We start from the raw sequence: 15,495 nt of genomic DNA, 5'->3' as shown, positions 1-15,495 counted from the left end.
GGTTTACACAGTAAAATACCGGTAAAAGGAGTATTTTTACCGGTGAATGAATCGCATGTTGAGCTTATTGGAGCACTTTTTATAGCCCAATCACGCCTTTTAATTCATCCATGCGTCCTTTTGAAAGCGGAATTGAACTTTTTCTTTCGTCATCCAAAATTAAACTAAAACTATTACGAGTCCACGTAATCACTTCTCGTACTCTTTGTAAATTTACAAGGTACGAGCGATGACATCTAAAGAAACCAAAACCTGTTAACCTTGCTTCTAGTTCACCTAATGTTAAAGCGCATACGAAATCCCCTTCACGAACGTGAATATGTGTTACTCCGTTTTGCGTTTCAATGAAATGGATTTCCATCGGATCAAGTAAAATGATTTTATCGTTCACTTTCGCTGGTATTCTTTCTAACTTCATTTGCGGAATCATTTGAATGACTTTTTCTTCACCGACTTCTTCCACTTCCTCTTGCTCAATTTCTATCTTTTTCACACCATCGTTGTTTAATATGTATACATCTTCCGTTAACGAAAGGGCATCCGATAGGAAAGATGACGTAATAAAAATCGCCTTTCCTTGTTCTTTCATTTTCATAATTGCTTTTCGAATAATGATCGTACTCTCTATATCTACATTTTGCTCTGGCTCTTCCAAAATAACTAAATCCGGATTATGAATCATAATTCGTCCAATATGAAGACGACGCTTCTCTGAAAATGATAGTTTTTCTATTTTAACGTTTAGTTTATCTAGGAGACCAACAGACTGCACAACTTCTTCTATACTTATCTTTGATTCATAAAGCCCTATTAAAAAATTAAAGTATTCTTTCACCTTCAAACGATTATATGCCTCATCTTTCAAAAAACAAAAACCGATGCGGGAATAATTTTTCTTTCCAATTGCTTCTCCTTCAAACAGTACATTGCCAGTCGAAGCTTCTTCTTCACCAATAATGATGCGGTGTAACACTTTAGCTGTATGATTATTGCATTGCAAAACAATACATTGTCCTTTTTCAACCTTTAGCTCAATTTCCGGTAACTGGTTGGTCTTCCCTAACTGCTTTAACTCCAGTAGCGCCATTTCGTCTCCCCCAAATACTTTTTATCCTATTATATCAAACAGTTAATGGAAAATTATGATATTTTAAACAGAAAAAATAGATGCCAGAGTTCTGACACCTATTTCTTCACCATCAATTTTCCTTCATAATCATTCATCGTCTTTATTTCAACGCCTTTATAGTAATGAGCGACGATATCTGTATATTTCTTTCCTTCCGCTGCCATACCGTTCGCTCCGTATTGACTCATACCAACGCCGTGACCAAAGCCTTTCGTCGTAACGATGATTTTATCTCCTTGTTGTTTCCACGTAAAATCAGAAGAACGTAAATCTAACTTTTCACGAACTTCTTTTCCTGTTAATGTTTTTCCTTGAAAAGCTACATCCTTTACGCGCTTTCCTTCCGTAAGGTCTTTAATATTTCCAACCTTCCCGTCTGCTAGTACTTTCACACCGAGACGTTTTTGAAAATCAGCTACTGTAAATGTTTGCTCGCTCGTAAACTTTGGAGAGGCTTGATCCCACGGACTATCTACACTTTTCAAGTACGGATAATCATTTCCCCAATAGTCAGCTGCATTTTCTGTCCGGCCATTACTCGTTGAGAAGAAGGATGCTGAAATTGGTTTTCCATCATATGTTAAAACTTGTCCTGCTGTTTTCGAAACGGCTTCTTCGATTTTCTTCAAATTATTTTCGTAGTTATTACCCCATTGTTTCTTCAATTCTTCTTTACTTTTGTACACTTGATCTTTCACCGTATCTGTCACGTCCGCATTATTTTTCTTTCCTCCGCTTAGCATACGTTGTACTACAAATGTTCTCGCTGCTAATGCCTGTGCCTTTAGTGCCTCTATTTCAAAACTGGCATTCATCTCAGAAGCTACTACACCGGTCACATACTCCTCCATAGGCAATGATTCTACCTTCTTCTGTTTCTCACGATATACAGCAACTTGAACCGCTGTATCTACTTTTCCTGGAGCTGGTATACTTTCTATCGCTGGAGGAGTTTTAGAGGCCGTTTCTTCCCCTACTTTTGCTTTCGCAAATGGGATAACAAGGGCTGCAGGTACAATGATAACGAGCGCTATTAAGAGCGCTACTGTAATAAAAAGTGGCTTTGAAAATTTCATCCTATTTTCCCCCAATATAAAAGCTTTACTCCATTCATTCTTATGGAACAACTCTTTCTTTTAGAACATACTTAAGGAGGAAGAGCATAAAACGGAAATTTTCTAAATATTTTTACTGGTACGTGCATAAGTATAGAATTTATTGACTATAACAGTAATAACCCAAAAAAAAATAGCCCCTATGTCAAAAGACATAGAGACTATTTCAATTAAGCGTGAAGATCAGAAACTTCTTGTTCTTTCACTTCTTCTACTTTTTCGTTTACACGTTCAATAGTTGCACCTAATGCAGCTAATTTCTTATGGAAATCTACATAACCACGGTCAAGATGTTTTAACTCAGTTACACGAGTATAACCTTCTGATACTAAACCAGCTAAGATTAATGCAGCTGCAGCACGTAAATCAGTTGCGCCTACTTCAGCACCTTGTAAGCTGTTTGGACCGTTCATAATAACAGAACGACCTTCAATTTTAATATCAGCATTCATACGACGGAATTCTTCAACGTGCATAAAGCGGTTTTCGAATACCGTTTCTGTAATCATGCTTGTTCCATCAGCTTGTAGTAATAATGCCATCATTTGTGATTGCATGTCTGTTGGGAAACCTGGGTGAGGCATAGTTTTAATATCAACCGCTTTTAACTTATCTGGGCCGATAACACGTACACCTTCGTTTTCCTCAATAATTTTAACACCCATTTCTTCCATTTTCGCTGTAATTGAGCGTAAATGTTCAGGTACAGCATTTTCAATTAAGATGTCTCCACCAGTAATTGCTGCTGCAACCATGAATGTTCCCGCTTCAATACGGTCAGGAATAATAGAGTGGTTTGCACCATATAATTTATCAACGCCTTCGATACGAATCGTTCCAGTTCCAGCTCCGCGTACTTTCGCTCCCATTGCATTTAAGAAGTTAGCTAAGTCAACGATTTCTGGTTCTTTCGCTGCGTTTTCAAGAATTGTTGTCCCTTTTGCTAATGTAGCTGCAGACATAATGTTTTCTGTCGCGCCTACGCTTGGGAAGTCTAAGTAGATTTTAGCTCCTTTTAGTTCTCCCTCAACATATGCCTCAACAAAACCGTTACCAACCTGTACTTTTGCTCCCATTGCTTCGAAGCCTTTTAAATGTTGGTCAATTGGACGTGAACCGATTGCACATCCACCAGGAAGTGCAATACGAGCACGACCATTACGTGCTAATAATGGTCCCATTACTTGAACAGATGCACGCATTTTACGTACATATTCAAATGGTGCTTCAATGTTTAGTTCTTTAGAAGAATCGATTGTTACTTGATTATTTTCAAATACGACTTCAGCATTTAAATGACGTAATACCTCATTAATTGTGTATACATCAGACAAAACTGGTACTTCAGATAGTACATTCTTTCCATCACTCGCTAATAGGGCTGCAGCGATTATAGGTAATACAGCATTTTTTGCGCCCTCAACACGCACTGTGCCGTTTAACCGCTTTCCGCCACGGACGATGATCTTTTCCAAATTATTCCCCTCCGTGTCCTTTTTTCAGTATCTATTCACTCAATACTCAGAAGTTATGATCGGTGTGCCAACCACAATTGTATCTTTGTTGTCTGTAGAACGTATTGCTATTTGCACATTTATTTTCTCTCTATTTGTTGAAAGAGCGTCATCCCACTTTTTATTGTATGCGGAGACTGACACAAATGCTCTTTCTTCTACTTGTTCGATCGCTCTTGCTGAAAGATCTTTCAAAACCTGATTGGTTTTATTTTGCAAAACACCTTCAATCTTATCATTCAGTACACCTTGAACACAAGTGTAAATTATAGGTTTTTCACTAAAAATTTTATCCACTTTTTGAACATACTTCGGGTCCCATTTCGCCCCACTTACTTCAAAGATAATGAAAGTGTTTTCTTTAGTATTTTCTTTACTCCAAGTTACTACTACTCGTTCTTCATGAGAAGCAAACTTTTTATAGGATGTAGCTTTATATCCATCTGGAGATTGCTCTACTTCCCACTTTTGAATATTTGCCTTGTCCTTCACATCGTTTAACAACTTTTGAAACGTATGTATATTAGAAATTGTTTTTGTTTCTCTAGCTAACCATGACCATTTTTCTACTTTAGCATCATTTTTCTCTAAAGCCTTAATCATGCTCTCCATTTTCTGTTCATCGCTTATCGGTTTCATCTCTCTATATCCAACCAAAAATAAAACAACACTAAGTGCAACAATAAGAATGGCTTTAAGCTTCAATTTCATCCCCTCCTATCCCCATTGTTAACGGAGATTTGAGGTTCTATACACTTACTTTACTAAATACGTTAAACTCTTCGAATAGCCTAAATAATCAAGGAAAAAGTTACTTACAGATGTCCCAATTGCAATTGTAATTAAGATGAGTAATACTCGCGTCTGCAGCACTTTTCCGGACTTCATTAAACGCTCAATGTGAATGCCTTGCAAAGCCCACCACGTAATGGTAATAAACAATAAATGCGAAACAATGGCAATCAGTGCTTGTTGCCCTAAAAGTTGTGCCAAAAAATCGACCCCTTTTTACTCAGCTACTACTTATGAAAGAATATAAAAACGATACCATAATAAGTAGGAGCCACACTTTTTCAAATGCAAATAGACATCTTACATTTTACATCGTGATTTTCTTTCAAAAAACGTATATCTACATTACAAGTTAACACAAAATAAAAAGCGCAGAGTACTGACTCCACACCTTTTATTTTCACTATTGTACCACGTTCCCTAAGAAGAAGAAATCTTTCATTAATGGAAAATATTCATAAAAGAAATTGTACCCAATCATCGGCATAATCCCTAGTATTACAATCGAAATTGCACAAAGACTCATAACAACCTTTATATTTAACGGTAACCGTATCCTCTCTTCTGTCTCTCCGGTGCGGAAAAACATTTGTTGTAAAATACGGAAATAATATACGAATGAAACAACTGTCGTACCCATCATAATCGAAGCTAGTACGTAATGTGCTGGCTCTACATGAAGCGCGCCTAAAAAGATGTTAATCTTTCCAATGAAGCCAGCCGTCCCTGGTATCCCGGCCAGCGATAAAATAAAGATTGTCATCATGATCGCTGCAAATGGTGATTTCTTATATAATCCGGTGAAAATCGTTATGTTTTCCTTATCGTTTTGTAAGATTAAGCCGTGGATAATGGCAAACGCGCCTATATTCATAAGCATGTATGCCAGCATATAAAACCACATGCTATCCAGCGTAAATGGTGATAATGCCACAAGTGGAACGAGCAAATACCCAGCATGCGCAATACCTGAATAAGCAAATAAACGTTTTATGTTGTATTGTTTTAACGCGACTACATTCCCAACAATCATCGTTATACTTGCTAGCACCGCAATATATATACTCATATGCCCATATAAAGATTGCATATCTCCTTGTATTAATACACTTGCAAAAACCATAAGGAACAAACGAATAATGAGTAGGAACCCAGCAATTTTAGAAATCGTTCCAAGAAAAGCGGTAACAGGTGTAGTCGCTCCTTCATACACATCAGGTGCCCACATATGAAACGGCACTGTGGCAATTTTAAATGAGAGACCGACTAGCAATATAAGAAATGCGAGAGCTAGCAATAACTGAATACCACTAGCGAGCTCCCCAGTGAGTACCTTTTGCATATCTACAATGTTAGTTGAACCTGTAATACCGTATAAATAACTCATTCCGAAGAGCGTGATCGCCGTTCCAATTCCTCCGCTAATGACATATTTCATTGCCGCTTCATTTGATGCACGGTTCTTTTTTCGTATTCCGACTAAAATATAAGAAGAAAGTGAAAGTAACTCTAAACCAACGAAAAGGGTGATAAAGTCAACACTAGAAGCCATGAACATCGCGCCAAGGAGTGCCATTAAAAATAAGTAATAATATTCGCCCTTATCTTCAATCGGATTCTTCTTATCATCGCTCATTGCGATGCATAAAATGAGAGCTGAGGCGCCTAATAACAACGTTTTAAACCCTTTTGAAAATCCATCTAACACAAACGATCCATTTAAAATATCTCCAGCTGGTTCGCTATATAGCGTAATTAATGAAACAATTGCTAATACGATGGCAGCGATCGCACCAAGAGCTACATATCTATGGTTCAGCTTAAAAAACAAATCACATATGGAAAGAAGGATGGCGGCCCCGAGAATAATGAATTCTGGCACCATTAGATGCCACGATAAGCTAAGTAACGTATTCATATCCATCCTACTTCACCCCCAATGTTTTCAATGTATTTTGAAGCGGATCCCCTAGTATCTCTGGCATAACCCCAATTGCAATAATACAAAAGATAAGTAGTAAAACAGGGACATACTCCCATCCGTGTATATCAGATTTTGCTTCCCATTCTTTCTTTCCAAATGTCACTTGAAGTGTCGCTCTTAATACGTATACAGCGGTTAAAATGATGCCAATCACACCGACTGCAGCAATGACGGGCTCTCCTTGAAATAAACCGAGAAAGGCAAGAAATTCACTAACAAACCCAGACATCCCTGGTAATCCAAGTGATGCCATTCCTCCTGCTAAAAAGAATCCGCTAAGTATCGGTACACTTTTCGCAAGTCCGCCTAGCACCGTAATATCCGAAGTTCCAAATCGTTGTTCTATAACACCTAGCAAGAAGAAGAGCAAGGCTGCAATTAAACCATGTGATACAACTTGGAATAGCGCTCCTTGTGTACCAGGTGCATTAAGTGACGCAAGTCCCATTAATACAATTCCCATATGCGAAATACTAGAGTAAGCGAGTACTTTCCTAAAGTCCGTTTGGATGAGCGCTAAAAAGGCACCGTATAATAAATTAATTACGCCTAATATCGCAATTAGCGTTGCAACATCGTGAAAATATTCCGGGAATAACCCTTTCCCGAAGCGAATAATACCGTACGCTCCAATCTTTAACAAAACACCCGCATGAAGCATAACTACAGCTGGATGCGCTTCTATGTGTACATTGACCATCCAGCGGTGCAACGGAAAAACAGGTAGTTTAATTGCAAAGGCAATCATTATGGCAATAAATACACCAAGCTGCAAGCTACTTGGGATGACGAGTTCTCCCCCTGCGCTTACGCTTCTTAATATCTCTTTCAGCTCCACAATATTTGTTGTACCTGTTTTCGCGAACAAAATTGAGAAAACAATGAGCAAAATAGCTGAGCCAATACCGTTATATATTAAATAACTATAAGCAGCCTTTTCACTCGACAATTTTCCCCACTTCCCAATTAATAAGAACATGGGTGGCAACGTAATTTCAAAGAAGATAAAAAACAACATTAAATTTTGAGCAGCAAAGACGCCGAGCATCCCTATTTCTAACATGAGTAACAGCATATAAAATGCTTTTAAATTGCTTTTAATAGAAAAGGCTGCAATTGCTGCAAGCATCGCTAGAAGAGCCGTCAGTACCATCATGACAAGCGACAAACCATCAATACCGAGCTCGTAATAAATAGAAAACCACCTTTTATCCACCGCTGTAAAATCTCCGAACTTAATCCATTTCACCTTTTCATCAAATAGTGACAAGCTCTTTCCAGAAGCATATGTACAAGCGAGGACGATGGCGATTCCAAATGGAAGTGCCGTCCCAAATAAGCCAAGCGCCCGCACTGTACGCAATTCCTTTTTCGGTGTTAATACAAGCAATAAAATTCCTAAAAGCGGGGAAAAAATGAAGAACGTTAACAACAAATCATTCATCGTAAATCCCCTCCCGTATAGAGCAAAATAATGACGAGTACAGCGAGCGAAACCGCCGTTACAGTACCGTACACTTGTACATTCCCGTTTTGAAGTTTCGAGCCAAGGTTACTTGTGCCTTTAACTATACTTGCAATTAAAACTGCAATTCCTTCGACTACATACACTTCAAATAAGCGAAGCACACGAGCGATTCCTTTCGTAATAGGGATCACCGTCATGTTGTATAGTTCATCCACATAATATTTTTCTTTCAAAAGATTATAAAGCGAGGTTCCCGTACCCCCAGCCCACTCTCTAGAAATTGATTTCTTGCCATATATGAAATATGCAAGAGCGATTCCCGCAAATGAAACGAGCGTCGCAACAATCATAATCCAAACTGGTCCATGCGCTTCTTCAACCTTAAACCCTACATCTTTCGTCAACCAATCTCCGAGAAACGTCCCAAACCATGGTGTATTTATATATCCTGCCACTACTGCGAGAACGCCGAGAACAATCATTGGATACGTCATAATGCGGGGCGACTCATGCACATCTTCCTTCGTCTTCGCTTCCCCAGTAAAGACAAGGAAGTATAGACGAAACATGTAAAATGCCGTTAAGAATGCCGCAAGTACTGCTAATACGAATAAAAAGTAATTACCATTCATCCAAGTCGCAGCCAAAATTTCATCTTTACTAAAGAACCCAGAAAGGAGTGGAACCCCACTAATTGCAAGTGTACCTATCAAAAATAGCGTACCAGTTACTTTCATCTTCTTCTGTAAACCGCCCATTTTGTTAATGTTTTGCGTATGCACGGCATGAATTACACTTCCTGCTGCCAAAAATAGTAGTGCTTTAAAAAAAGCATGTGTCGTCAAATGGAATATACCAGCTACATAACCAGCAGAACCTAACGCGAGCATCATATACCCGAGCTGGCTAACTGTAGAATAAGCAAGTACTCTCTTTATATCTGTTTGTACAAGGCCGATAGAGGCCGCAAAGATTGCAGTGAAAGCTCCGACAATTGCCACTGTCTGCATCGCTACCGCACTTGCCGAAAATAATGGAAACATCGTCGCTACTAAATATACGCCCGCTGCAACCATCGTCGCCGCGTGAATAAGTGCCGACACGGGCGTTGGCCCCTCCATTGCATCTGGCAACCACGTGTGAAGCGGGAACTGACCTGATTTCCCCATCGCCCCGATAAAAATTAATATCGCCGTTATTGTAATCATGTAAGGAGGTAGATCCCCTGTATAAATCGCCCTAAATATTGCGTCATATTCAAAACTACCTGCGTACCAAAAAATTAAAATCATCCCGATAAATAAACCAACATCCCCAATACGGGTCATAATAAAAGCCTTTTTTGCAGCAGCCTTCGCTTCTTCTTTAAAGAAATAAAAACCGATAAGTAAAAATGAGCCAAGGCCAACTAATTCCCAAAATATATAAAGCTGTAATAAATTCGTTGATATAACAAGCCCTAACATCGCAAATGTAAAGAGTCCTAAATATGCGTAAAAGGTTGGTAATCGTTCATCACCTTTCATATAACCTTTCGAATACACATGTACAAGCAGACTCACAAGCGTAACGATAAACAACATTAAAGCTCCTAATGCAGTCACTTCAAAGCCAAATGATATATCCACATCTCCAGCTCTAAGCCACACCCACTTATGCTTCACGCTTGCTTCTGAAAATCTTTCTATTAACACAAGTACCGCAAGTATAAAGGAGAGAAAGACGAAAAAAATACTAAGCACACTGCTTCCTTCTCTAATTTTCTTCCCGAATATAATAAGTAACAAAAACGAAACGAGTGGGAAAAGCGGTATGAGCCATGCATAATCGATCATTGTTTCCTTCCCCCTTTTTCGGTCACAATGCTATCCTTTGAGCGTATCCATTTCATCCACCTGAACTGTCGTACGATTACGATATAAAGCAATTAAAATAGCGAGTCCTACCGCCGCTTCCGCTGCCGCTACAGCCATCGTAAACAGTGAGAAAATTTGACCTGTTAAATTCGGAAATAAGCCTAATTTACTAAACGCCACTAAGTTTAAATTGGCAGCATTTAGCATTAATTCGATACAAACTAATACGATTACTGTATTCCGCTTTGTTAAAGCTCCAAATAGGCCTATGCAAAACAAAATAATCGCAAGTGTTAAATATGCAGAAGCCGGAACGCTACTCATTGGAATCCTCCTCTTTCTCGTCCTTTTTCGCAAGTATAATCGCGCCAACGAGTGCTACAAGTAAAATAACTGAAGTTAGTTCAAATGGGATAATATATTTTGAATAGAGAAGCGTACCGATTTGAAGTGTGTTGTTTTCATGGAGAGGTAAACTTCCTTGTGTGCTCTCATTTGCAAAATCAATATTATTAACAGCGAAATACATAACCGCTCCAAATGCTACAACCGCAAAGAAGATAATCCATTTTCGAAGAGTAAGACGCGATTCATTTTCCGCGTTATGTTTCGTTAACATAATGCCGAAAATCATAATAATTGTGATTGCACCAGAGTAAAGTAAAATTTGTGCAACGCCTATAAATTCGGCTGATAAAAGAAAATACAAACCTGCAATGCTGAGAAATGTTAGAACGAGAGCTAGCATCATGTGCATAACTTTCGTTAAGTTCAACATAAGAACACCGCCGATAATTGCAGACAAGGATAGTATAAAGAATGCTACAAACTCGCCATTCATGCCTTATTCTCCTTCCTGACGTTTTCGTCGTTTTCGTCAAGCCACTGCAAATTTTTAAATAAGTCATCACGTGAATATTCCGCGAGCTCAAAGTTATTTGTCATGACAATCGCCTCTGTCGGACAAACTTCTGTACATAAATCACAAAGAATACAAATTTCAAAATTAATATCATACGTGTCGATAATTTTTCCTTTTTTCGTAGGATCCGGATGTTTCTTTCCTGTTAACTGAATACAGTCTGTCGGACAAATGTTAGAGCATTGATTACAAACAATACATTTCTCCGGATAGAATTTTTGAATCCCCCGAAAACGGTCTGGCAACGGCAACGGTTGATTTGGATAATCATACGTTACCTTCTTCTTGCTCAAATTACTTAGTGTATATTTTAATCCTTTAAATAGTCCCTTCATCTCTTACTGGCACCCCCCTCATAGATTAGAAGAATAACTCCTTAATCAATGCCGTTAAGAAAATATTTGCAAGTGCAATCGGCAATAATACTTTCCATCCAAACTCCATTAACTGGTCACCTCTTATACGCGGGAACGTAACGCGGAACCAAATTAATAGAAAGACTACACTGCTAAATTTCAAAGCAAACCATACGGCACCTGGGATAAATCCAAGAAACATGACTGGATTCCATCCGCCTAAAAAGAGCACTGTAATTAACGATGCCATCCCGAAGAAATATACGTACTCTGAAAGCATGAAAAACGCCCAGCGAAAACCTGAGTATTCCGTATGATATCCAGAAACAAGTTCTGACTCCGCTTCTGGCAAATCGAATGGCGTCCGATTTAACTCTGCAACTGCTGCAATTAAGAAAACGACGAAGCCAATTGGCTGCACGAAAATGTACCAAACCTTCTCCTGCGCCGCTACAATCTCATTTAAATTCAGGCTACCAGCCAACAACACGATACCAATTACACTCATTACGAGCGGAATCTCATAAGAAATCATTTGCGCCGCCGCACGCATCCCTCCTAAAAGGGAATATTTATTATTCGATGCCCATCCCCCAGTTACAACACCTATCGTCGTAATACCGGAAACAGCGATATAATAAAGTAGCCCGACTCCAATATCGGCAAATTGAAATTTATCAGTGAACGGTATAACTGCCAGCACCATAAATGCTGGCGCAAATGCAATGACAGGTGCTAATATAAACAGTGGTTTATCTGCTGCTTTCGGAATACTATCTTCTTTCAATAATAGTTTTAAAACATCAGCTACCGTTTGCAGTAAACCGAATCGGCCTCCAACCTGGTTTGGTCCAATCCGCCCTTGCATAAATCCCATCACTTTCCGTTCTGCCAAAATTCCATATGTAACGAAGCCAAGGACTGCAAATAGTAGAAGCACCGCTAATCCGAAAAAAATGAAGAAATTCGTCCAGCTTGAAGGTGATTGTAAGAGCGTCTCAATCATTAGCCATCAACCTCCCCAAGTACAATATCAACTCCACCTAAAATCGTAATTAAATTAGCGATGTTTTCACCTTTCAATAACTTCGGTAAAATTTGCAAGTTATAAAAAGATGGCCTACGAAACTTCAAACGGTACGGCTCTTTCTTTCCGTCACTAGCGATGTAACAACCAATCTCTCCGCGCGGCGATTCGATACGTACAAACGCTTCTCCCTTAGGTGCCTTAATAATTTTCGGTACTTTTGCCAGCACTGCTCCATCTTTTGGGAACTGCTGAACTGCTTGCTCAACAATCTTTAAAGACTCCTCGATTTCTTGCATTCGGCAAACGTAGCGATCCCAAGCATCTCCCACGCTTCCAACAGGAATATCAAAATCAAAACGATCATAAATCGAATACGGCTCGTCTTTGCGAAGATCCCAGTTTACTCCAGTGCACCGCAAATTTGCTCCGCTTAAAGAATACGAGATCGCTTCTTCCGCGCTATATATACCAACGCCTTTCACACGATTTAAGAAAATCTCATTACCGCTAACAAGATCATGATAACCTGCCAATTGCTCTCTCATATACGGAACAAACTCTTCCACCTTTTCAATCCAACCATCTGGCGCATCCCACTTCACACCGCCAACTCTCATATAGTTAAAAGTAAGCCGTGCCCCGCATAATTCATTTAATAAATTTATAATCATCTCTCGTTCACGAAACGCGTACAAAAACGGGCTGACCGCTCCTATATCAAGAAGATTCGTCCCCCACCAAACGAGATGGCTTGCAATTCTCCCTAGCTCCATCGCAAGTACTCGCAAGTATTCGGCACGCTCCGGAATTTCAAGTCCCATCATCGTCTCTACAGCATGGCAAATGACGTAATTATTCGTCATGGCTGATAAATAGTCCATTCGATCTGTATAAGGGATAATTTGCGTATACTGTAAGCTCTCAGCGATTTTTTCCGTCCCGCGATGCAAATACCCAATAACCGGTGTAGCTTCTCTAATAATTTCCCCGTCAATCTTAATTACGAGCCTGAACACACCATGTGTACTCGGATGCTGAGGTCCTACATTCAAAAGCATCTCTTCCGTACGGATCATAGCTACACCTCCACATCATACGGTTCATAGTCTTTTCTAAGCGGATGTCCTACCCAATCATCTGGCATTAAAATACGCGTTAAATTCGGATGCCCTTTAAATACAATGCCGAGCAAATCGTATGCTTCTCGCTCCGGCCAGTCAGCCCCTTTCCAAAGCGCTGTCACAGATTCAACTTGCGGTTCTTCCCGGTCTAGCTTTACCTTCACCGCTACCGATTGTTTCTTACCATATGAAAACAAATGAACATATACTTCCATATGTGTCACAAAATCCGTCGCATGTAGCTCTGACATATAATCAAAAGCAAGTCCTTCATGGAATCGCAGTGACTCCATCACTTCATAATATTTTTCGGGATCCACCACAAGAGTCGGCACATCCTTTGACAGTTTATTAATGTAGGAATCTACTAATGCACCCTCTCCTACCTTCTCCCTAATAACCTCAACATACTGATTTAAATACGGCTGATTTACGGACGTTTCTTCCCGCTTCGGCTCATCCTCTTTCTTACCTTCAGCTCCCTTTGTCTTCGCTCTTGCAGCCGCTGCTGCTTTCGCTTTTGCTGCTGCAATTGCCTTTGCCTTTTCATCTCCCGAATCCCCATCACCTTGCGAAGCTTTCTGCTTCGCTAATGCTGCCGCTTTTGCCTTGGCTGCTGCCACCGCCTTTGCCTTTGCTTTCGCTTTTTCTTCTTCCGTTACTTCTTCTGTTCCTTCTCTTTTCTGCTTCGCTAACGCCGCCGCTTTTGCTTTTGCTGCTGCCGCTGCCTTTGCCTTTGCTTTCGCTTTTTCTTCTTCCGTTACCTCTTCTGTTCCTTCTCTTTTCTGCTTCGCTAACGCCGCCGCTTTTGCTTTTGCTGCTGCCGCTGCCTTTGCCTTTGCCTTTGCTTTCGCTTTTTCTTCTTCCGTTACTTCTTCTGTTCCTTCTCTTTTCTGCTTCGCTAACGCCGCCGCTTTTGCTTTTGCTGCCACCGCCTTTGCCTTCGCTTTTTCTTCTTCCGTTACCTCTTCTGTTCCTTCTCTTTTCTGCTTCGCTAACGCCGCCGCTTTTGCTTTTGCTGCCGCTGCTACCGCTGCCTTTGCCTTTGCTTTTTCTTCTTCCGTTACTTCTTCTGTTCCTTCTCTTTTCTGCTTCGCTAACGCCGCCGCTTTTGCTTTTGCTGCCGCTGCTGCACGTCGTTTTGCTTCTTCTATAGTAATATCATTATTTTTTGGTAGCGCTTTCTCTTTTTCTTGATTTTCTGCCTCAAGCTCACTTATTTCCGCCTCGTGTTTCGCTACAAGGCGTTTTCTCGCTTCTTCTTTTGCACGCCTAGCTGCTTCTTTTTTCAGATCCTCTAAGTCTTTGTTTGGATTACTCATTTATTCGTCACCTGCTTCCCGGTCTTTGCTTCGTAACGAATTTTTTCTTTTAATTTATTAATTCCATAAATTAAAGCAGCCGGATTTGGGGGACAACCAGGAATATACACATCAACTGGTACGATTTGGTCTACACCTTTCACAACAGCATATGAATTTACATACGGACCACCTGCTGTCGCACAAGATCCCATCGCAATAACCCATTTCGGTTCGGGCATTTGATCATATAAGCGCCGAACAATAGGAGCCATCTTCTTCGTTACTGTTCCCGATACAATCATGACGTCCGATTGTCTTGGTGAAGTCCGAAAAAATGACCCAAATCGATCTAAATCGTAATGTGATGAGCCTACTCCCATCATTTCAATTGCACAGCACGCCAGTCCGAATGTCATCGGCCATAAAGAATTGCTCCTCGCCCATCCTTTCAACTGCTCCAATGTAGAAAAAAAGATATTTCGTTCTAATTCTGCTCGCTCATTTGGATGTAATTCCTCAAAATTTATAACCATTGTAACACCTTCTTTTTCCAAGCATACGCTAATCCAACTAGCAACATTACAACAAAGATGAGCATTTCAATTAATGCAAATAAACCTAGCTTGTCATACGCAACAGCCCAAGGATATAAAAATAAAGTTTCTACATCAAAGATCACAAACAATAAAGCGAAAATATAATAACGAGCATGAAACCGAATATTTGCATCATGAAACGGCTCAATTCCACTCTCATACGTCGTCGCCTTTGCTGCACTTGGCTTATTTGGGCGCAGCATCCTTCCTAATGTAAGAGCCACTACCGGCAGCAATATACCTAATAGCAAGAAAATCAAAACGATCATATAACTATTTTCATATACACTTGCCATTGTGAAACCCTC

General features: G+C 39.9%; 16 protein-coding genes. All 16 read right to left on the bottom strand.

Going from position 1 to position 15,495, the window contains the following annotated elements:
* Positions 1-79: 79 nt before the first annotated feature.
* Positions 80-1,087 carry a LytTR family transcriptional regulator DNA-binding domain-containing protein gene (locus MHI28_RS19190; RefSeq protein WP_001185961.1) on the bottom strand — a complete coding sequence of 336 codons (1,008 nt, stop codon included), beginning with the start codon at positions 1,085-1,087 and terminating at the stop codon, positions 80-82.
* A gap of 98 nt (positions 1,088-1,185) precedes the next feature.
* Positions 1,186-2,205, bottom strand: a complete 1,020-nt coding sequence (spoIID, locus tag MHI28_RS19185; protein WP_000672656.1) for a stage II sporulation protein D — start codon at positions 2,203-2,205, stop codon at positions 1,186-1,188.
* Positions 2,206-2,414: 209 nt separating this feature from the next.
* On the bottom strand, positions 2,415-3,719 hold the full coding sequence (gene murA, locus MHI28_RS19180) for a UDP-N-acetylglucosamine 1-carboxyvinyltransferase (RefSeq protein ID WP_000411275.1): 1,305 nt from the start codon (positions 3,717-3,719) through the stop codon (positions 2,415-2,417).
* 39 nt (positions 3,720-3,758) lie between these two features.
* Entirely contained in the window at positions 3,759-4,463 is a 705-nt protein-coding gene (locus MHI28_RS19175; RefSeq protein ID WP_000767912.1) for a YwmB family TATA-box binding protein, read from the bottom strand.
* A gap of 51 nt (positions 4,464-4,514) precedes the next feature.
* The gene (locus MHI28_RS19170; RefSeq protein WP_000057889.1) at positions 4,515-4,751 is read right to left on the bottom strand and encodes a DUF1146 family protein; all 237 of its coding nucleotides are present in this window, start codon (positions 4,749-4,751) and stop codon (positions 4,515-4,517) included.
* A 202-nt stretch (positions 4,752-4,953) separates the two neighbouring features.
* The gene (gene nuoN / locus MHI28_RS19165; protein ID WP_002162965.1) at positions 4,954-6,468 is read right to left on the bottom strand and encodes an NADH-quinone oxidoreductase subunit NuoN; all 1,515 of its coding nucleotides are present in this window, start codon (positions 6,466-6,468) and stop codon (positions 4,954-4,956) included.
* Positions 6,469-6,475: 7 nt separating this feature from the next.
* Entirely contained in the window at positions 6,476-7,978 is a 1,503-nt protein-coding gene (locus MHI28_RS19160; protein WP_000998944.1) for an NADH-quinone oxidoreductase subunit M, read from the bottom strand.
* A complete protein-coding gene (gene nuoL, locus MHI28_RS19155) occupies positions 7,975-9,837 on the bottom strand; it encodes an NADH-quinone oxidoreductase subunit L (RefSeq protein WP_000568216.1) in 1,863 nt (620 codons plus the stop codon). Before nuoL ends, MHI28_RS19160 begins: the two co-directional genes overlap by 4 nt.
* 30 nt (positions 9,838-9,867) lie before the next feature.
* A complete protein-coding gene (gene nuoK, locus MHI28_RS19150; protein WP_000100079.1) occupies positions 9,868-10,182 on the bottom strand; it encodes an NADH-quinone oxidoreductase subunit NuoK in 315 nt (104 codons plus the stop codon).
* A complete protein-coding gene (locus MHI28_RS19145) occupies positions 10,175-10,699 on the bottom strand; it encodes an NADH-quinone oxidoreductase subunit J (protein ID WP_001012810.1) in 525 nt (174 codons plus the stop codon). Before MHI28_RS19145 ends, nuoK begins: the two co-directional genes overlap by 8 nt.
* Positions 10,696-11,115, bottom strand: coding sequence for an NADH-quinone oxidoreductase subunit NuoI (nuoI, locus tag MHI28_RS19140; protein ID WP_000677191.1), 420 nt, complete (start codon positions 11,113-11,115; stop codon positions 10,696-10,698). Before nuoI ends, MHI28_RS19145 begins: the two co-directional genes overlap by 4 nt.
* 25 nt (positions 11,116-11,140) lie before the next feature.
* Positions 11,141-12,142 carry an NADH-quinone oxidoreductase subunit NuoH gene (nuoH, locus tag MHI28_RS19135; RefSeq protein WP_000573426.1) on the bottom strand — a complete coding sequence of 334 codons (1,002 nt, stop codon included), beginning with the start codon at positions 12,140-12,142 and terminating at the stop codon, positions 11,141-11,143.
* Positions 12,142-13,242, bottom strand: coding sequence for an NADH-quinone oxidoreductase subunit NuoD (nuoD, locus tag MHI28_RS19130; protein ID WP_000621463.1), 1,101 nt, complete (start codon positions 13,240-13,242; stop codon positions 12,142-12,144). Before nuoD ends, nuoH begins: the two co-directional genes overlap by 1 nt.
* Before the next feature lie 2 nt (positions 13,243-13,244).
* The gene (locus MHI28_RS19125) at positions 13,245-14,609 is read right to left on the bottom strand and encodes an NADH-quinone oxidoreductase subunit C (RefSeq protein ID WP_340828175.1); all 1,365 of its coding nucleotides are present in this window, start codon (positions 14,607-14,609) and stop codon (positions 13,245-13,247) included.
* On the bottom strand, positions 14,606-15,124 hold the full coding sequence (nuoB, locus tag MHI28_RS19120) for an NADH-quinone oxidoreductase subunit NuoB (protein ID WP_000236331.1): 519 nt from the start codon (positions 15,122-15,124) through the stop codon (positions 14,606-14,608). Before nuoB ends, MHI28_RS19125 begins: the two co-directional genes overlap by 4 nt.
* Positions 15,115-15,483: an NADH-quinone oxidoreductase subunit NuoA gene (nuoA, locus tag MHI28_RS19115; protein ID WP_000179273.1), complete on the bottom strand. Its 369-nt coding sequence runs from the start codon at positions 15,481-15,483 to the stop codon at positions 15,115-15,117. Before nuoA ends, nuoB begins: the two co-directional genes overlap by 10 nt.
* Positions 15,484-15,495 lie beyond the last annotated feature (12 nt).

The organism is Bacillus sp. FSL K6-0268 (assembly GCF_038005425.1).
GTDB classification, from domain to species: Bacteria; Bacillota; Bacilli; order Bacillales; family Bacillaceae_G; genus Bacillus_A; species Bacillus_A thuringiensis_S.
This window is presented reverse-complemented; position numbering and strand designations above follow the sequence as displayed.

What these genes read in the sequence shown, in the direction of transcription:
- MHI28_RS19190 (WP_001185961.1), bottom strand. Translation starts at nt 1,087, where the DNA reads ATGGCGCTACTGGAGTTAAAGCAGTTAGGGAAGACCAACCAGTTACCG.
- spoIID (WP_000672656.1), bottom strand. Translation starts at nt 2,205, where the DNA reads ATGAAATTTTCAAAGCCACTTTTTATTACAGTAGCGCTCTTAATAGCG.
- nuoN (WP_002162965.1), bottom strand. Translation starts at nt 6,468, where the DNA reads ATGAATACGTTACTTAGCTTATCGTGGCATCTAATGGTGCCAGAATTC.
- MHI28_RS19160 (WP_000998944.1), bottom strand. Translation starts at nt 7,978, where the DNA reads ATGAATGATTTGTTGTTAACGTTCTTCATTTTTTCCCCGCTTTTAGGA.
- nuoL (WP_000568216.1), bottom strand. Translation starts at nt 9,837, where the DNA reads ATGATCGATTATGCATGGCTCATACCGCTTTTCCCACTCGTTTCGTTT.
- nuoK (WP_000100079.1), bottom strand. Translation starts at nt 10,182, where the DNA reads ATGAGTAGCGTTCCGGCTTCTGCATATTTAACACTTGCGATTATTTTG.
- MHI28_RS19145 (WP_001012810.1), bottom strand. Translation starts at nt 10,699, where the DNA reads ATGAATGGCGAGTTTGTAGCATTCTTTATACTATCCTTGTCTGCAATT.
- nuoI (WP_000677191.1), bottom strand. Translation starts at nt 11,115, where the DNA reads ATGAAGGGACTATTTAAAGGATTAAAATATACACTAAGTAATTTGAGC.
- nuoH (WP_000573426.1), bottom strand. Translation starts at nt 12,142, where the DNA reads ATGATTGAGACGCTCTTACAATCACCTTCAAGCTGGACGAATTTCTTC.
- nuoD (WP_000621463.1), bottom strand. Translation starts at nt 13,242, where the DNA reads ATGATCCGTACGGAAGAGATGCTTTTGAATGTAGGACCTCAGCATCCG.
- MHI28_RS19125 (WP_340828175.1), bottom strand. Translation starts at nt 14,609, where the DNA reads ATGAGTAATCCAAACAAAGACTTAGAGGATCTGAAAAAAGAAGCAGCT.
- nuoB (WP_000236331.1), bottom strand. Translation starts at nt 15,124, where the DNA reads ATGGTTATAAATTTTGAGGAATTACATCCAAATGAGCGAGCAGAATTA.
- nuoA (WP_000179273.1), bottom strand. Translation starts at nt 15,483, where the DNA reads ATGGCAAGTGTATATGAAAATAGTTATATGATCGTTTTGATTTTCTTG.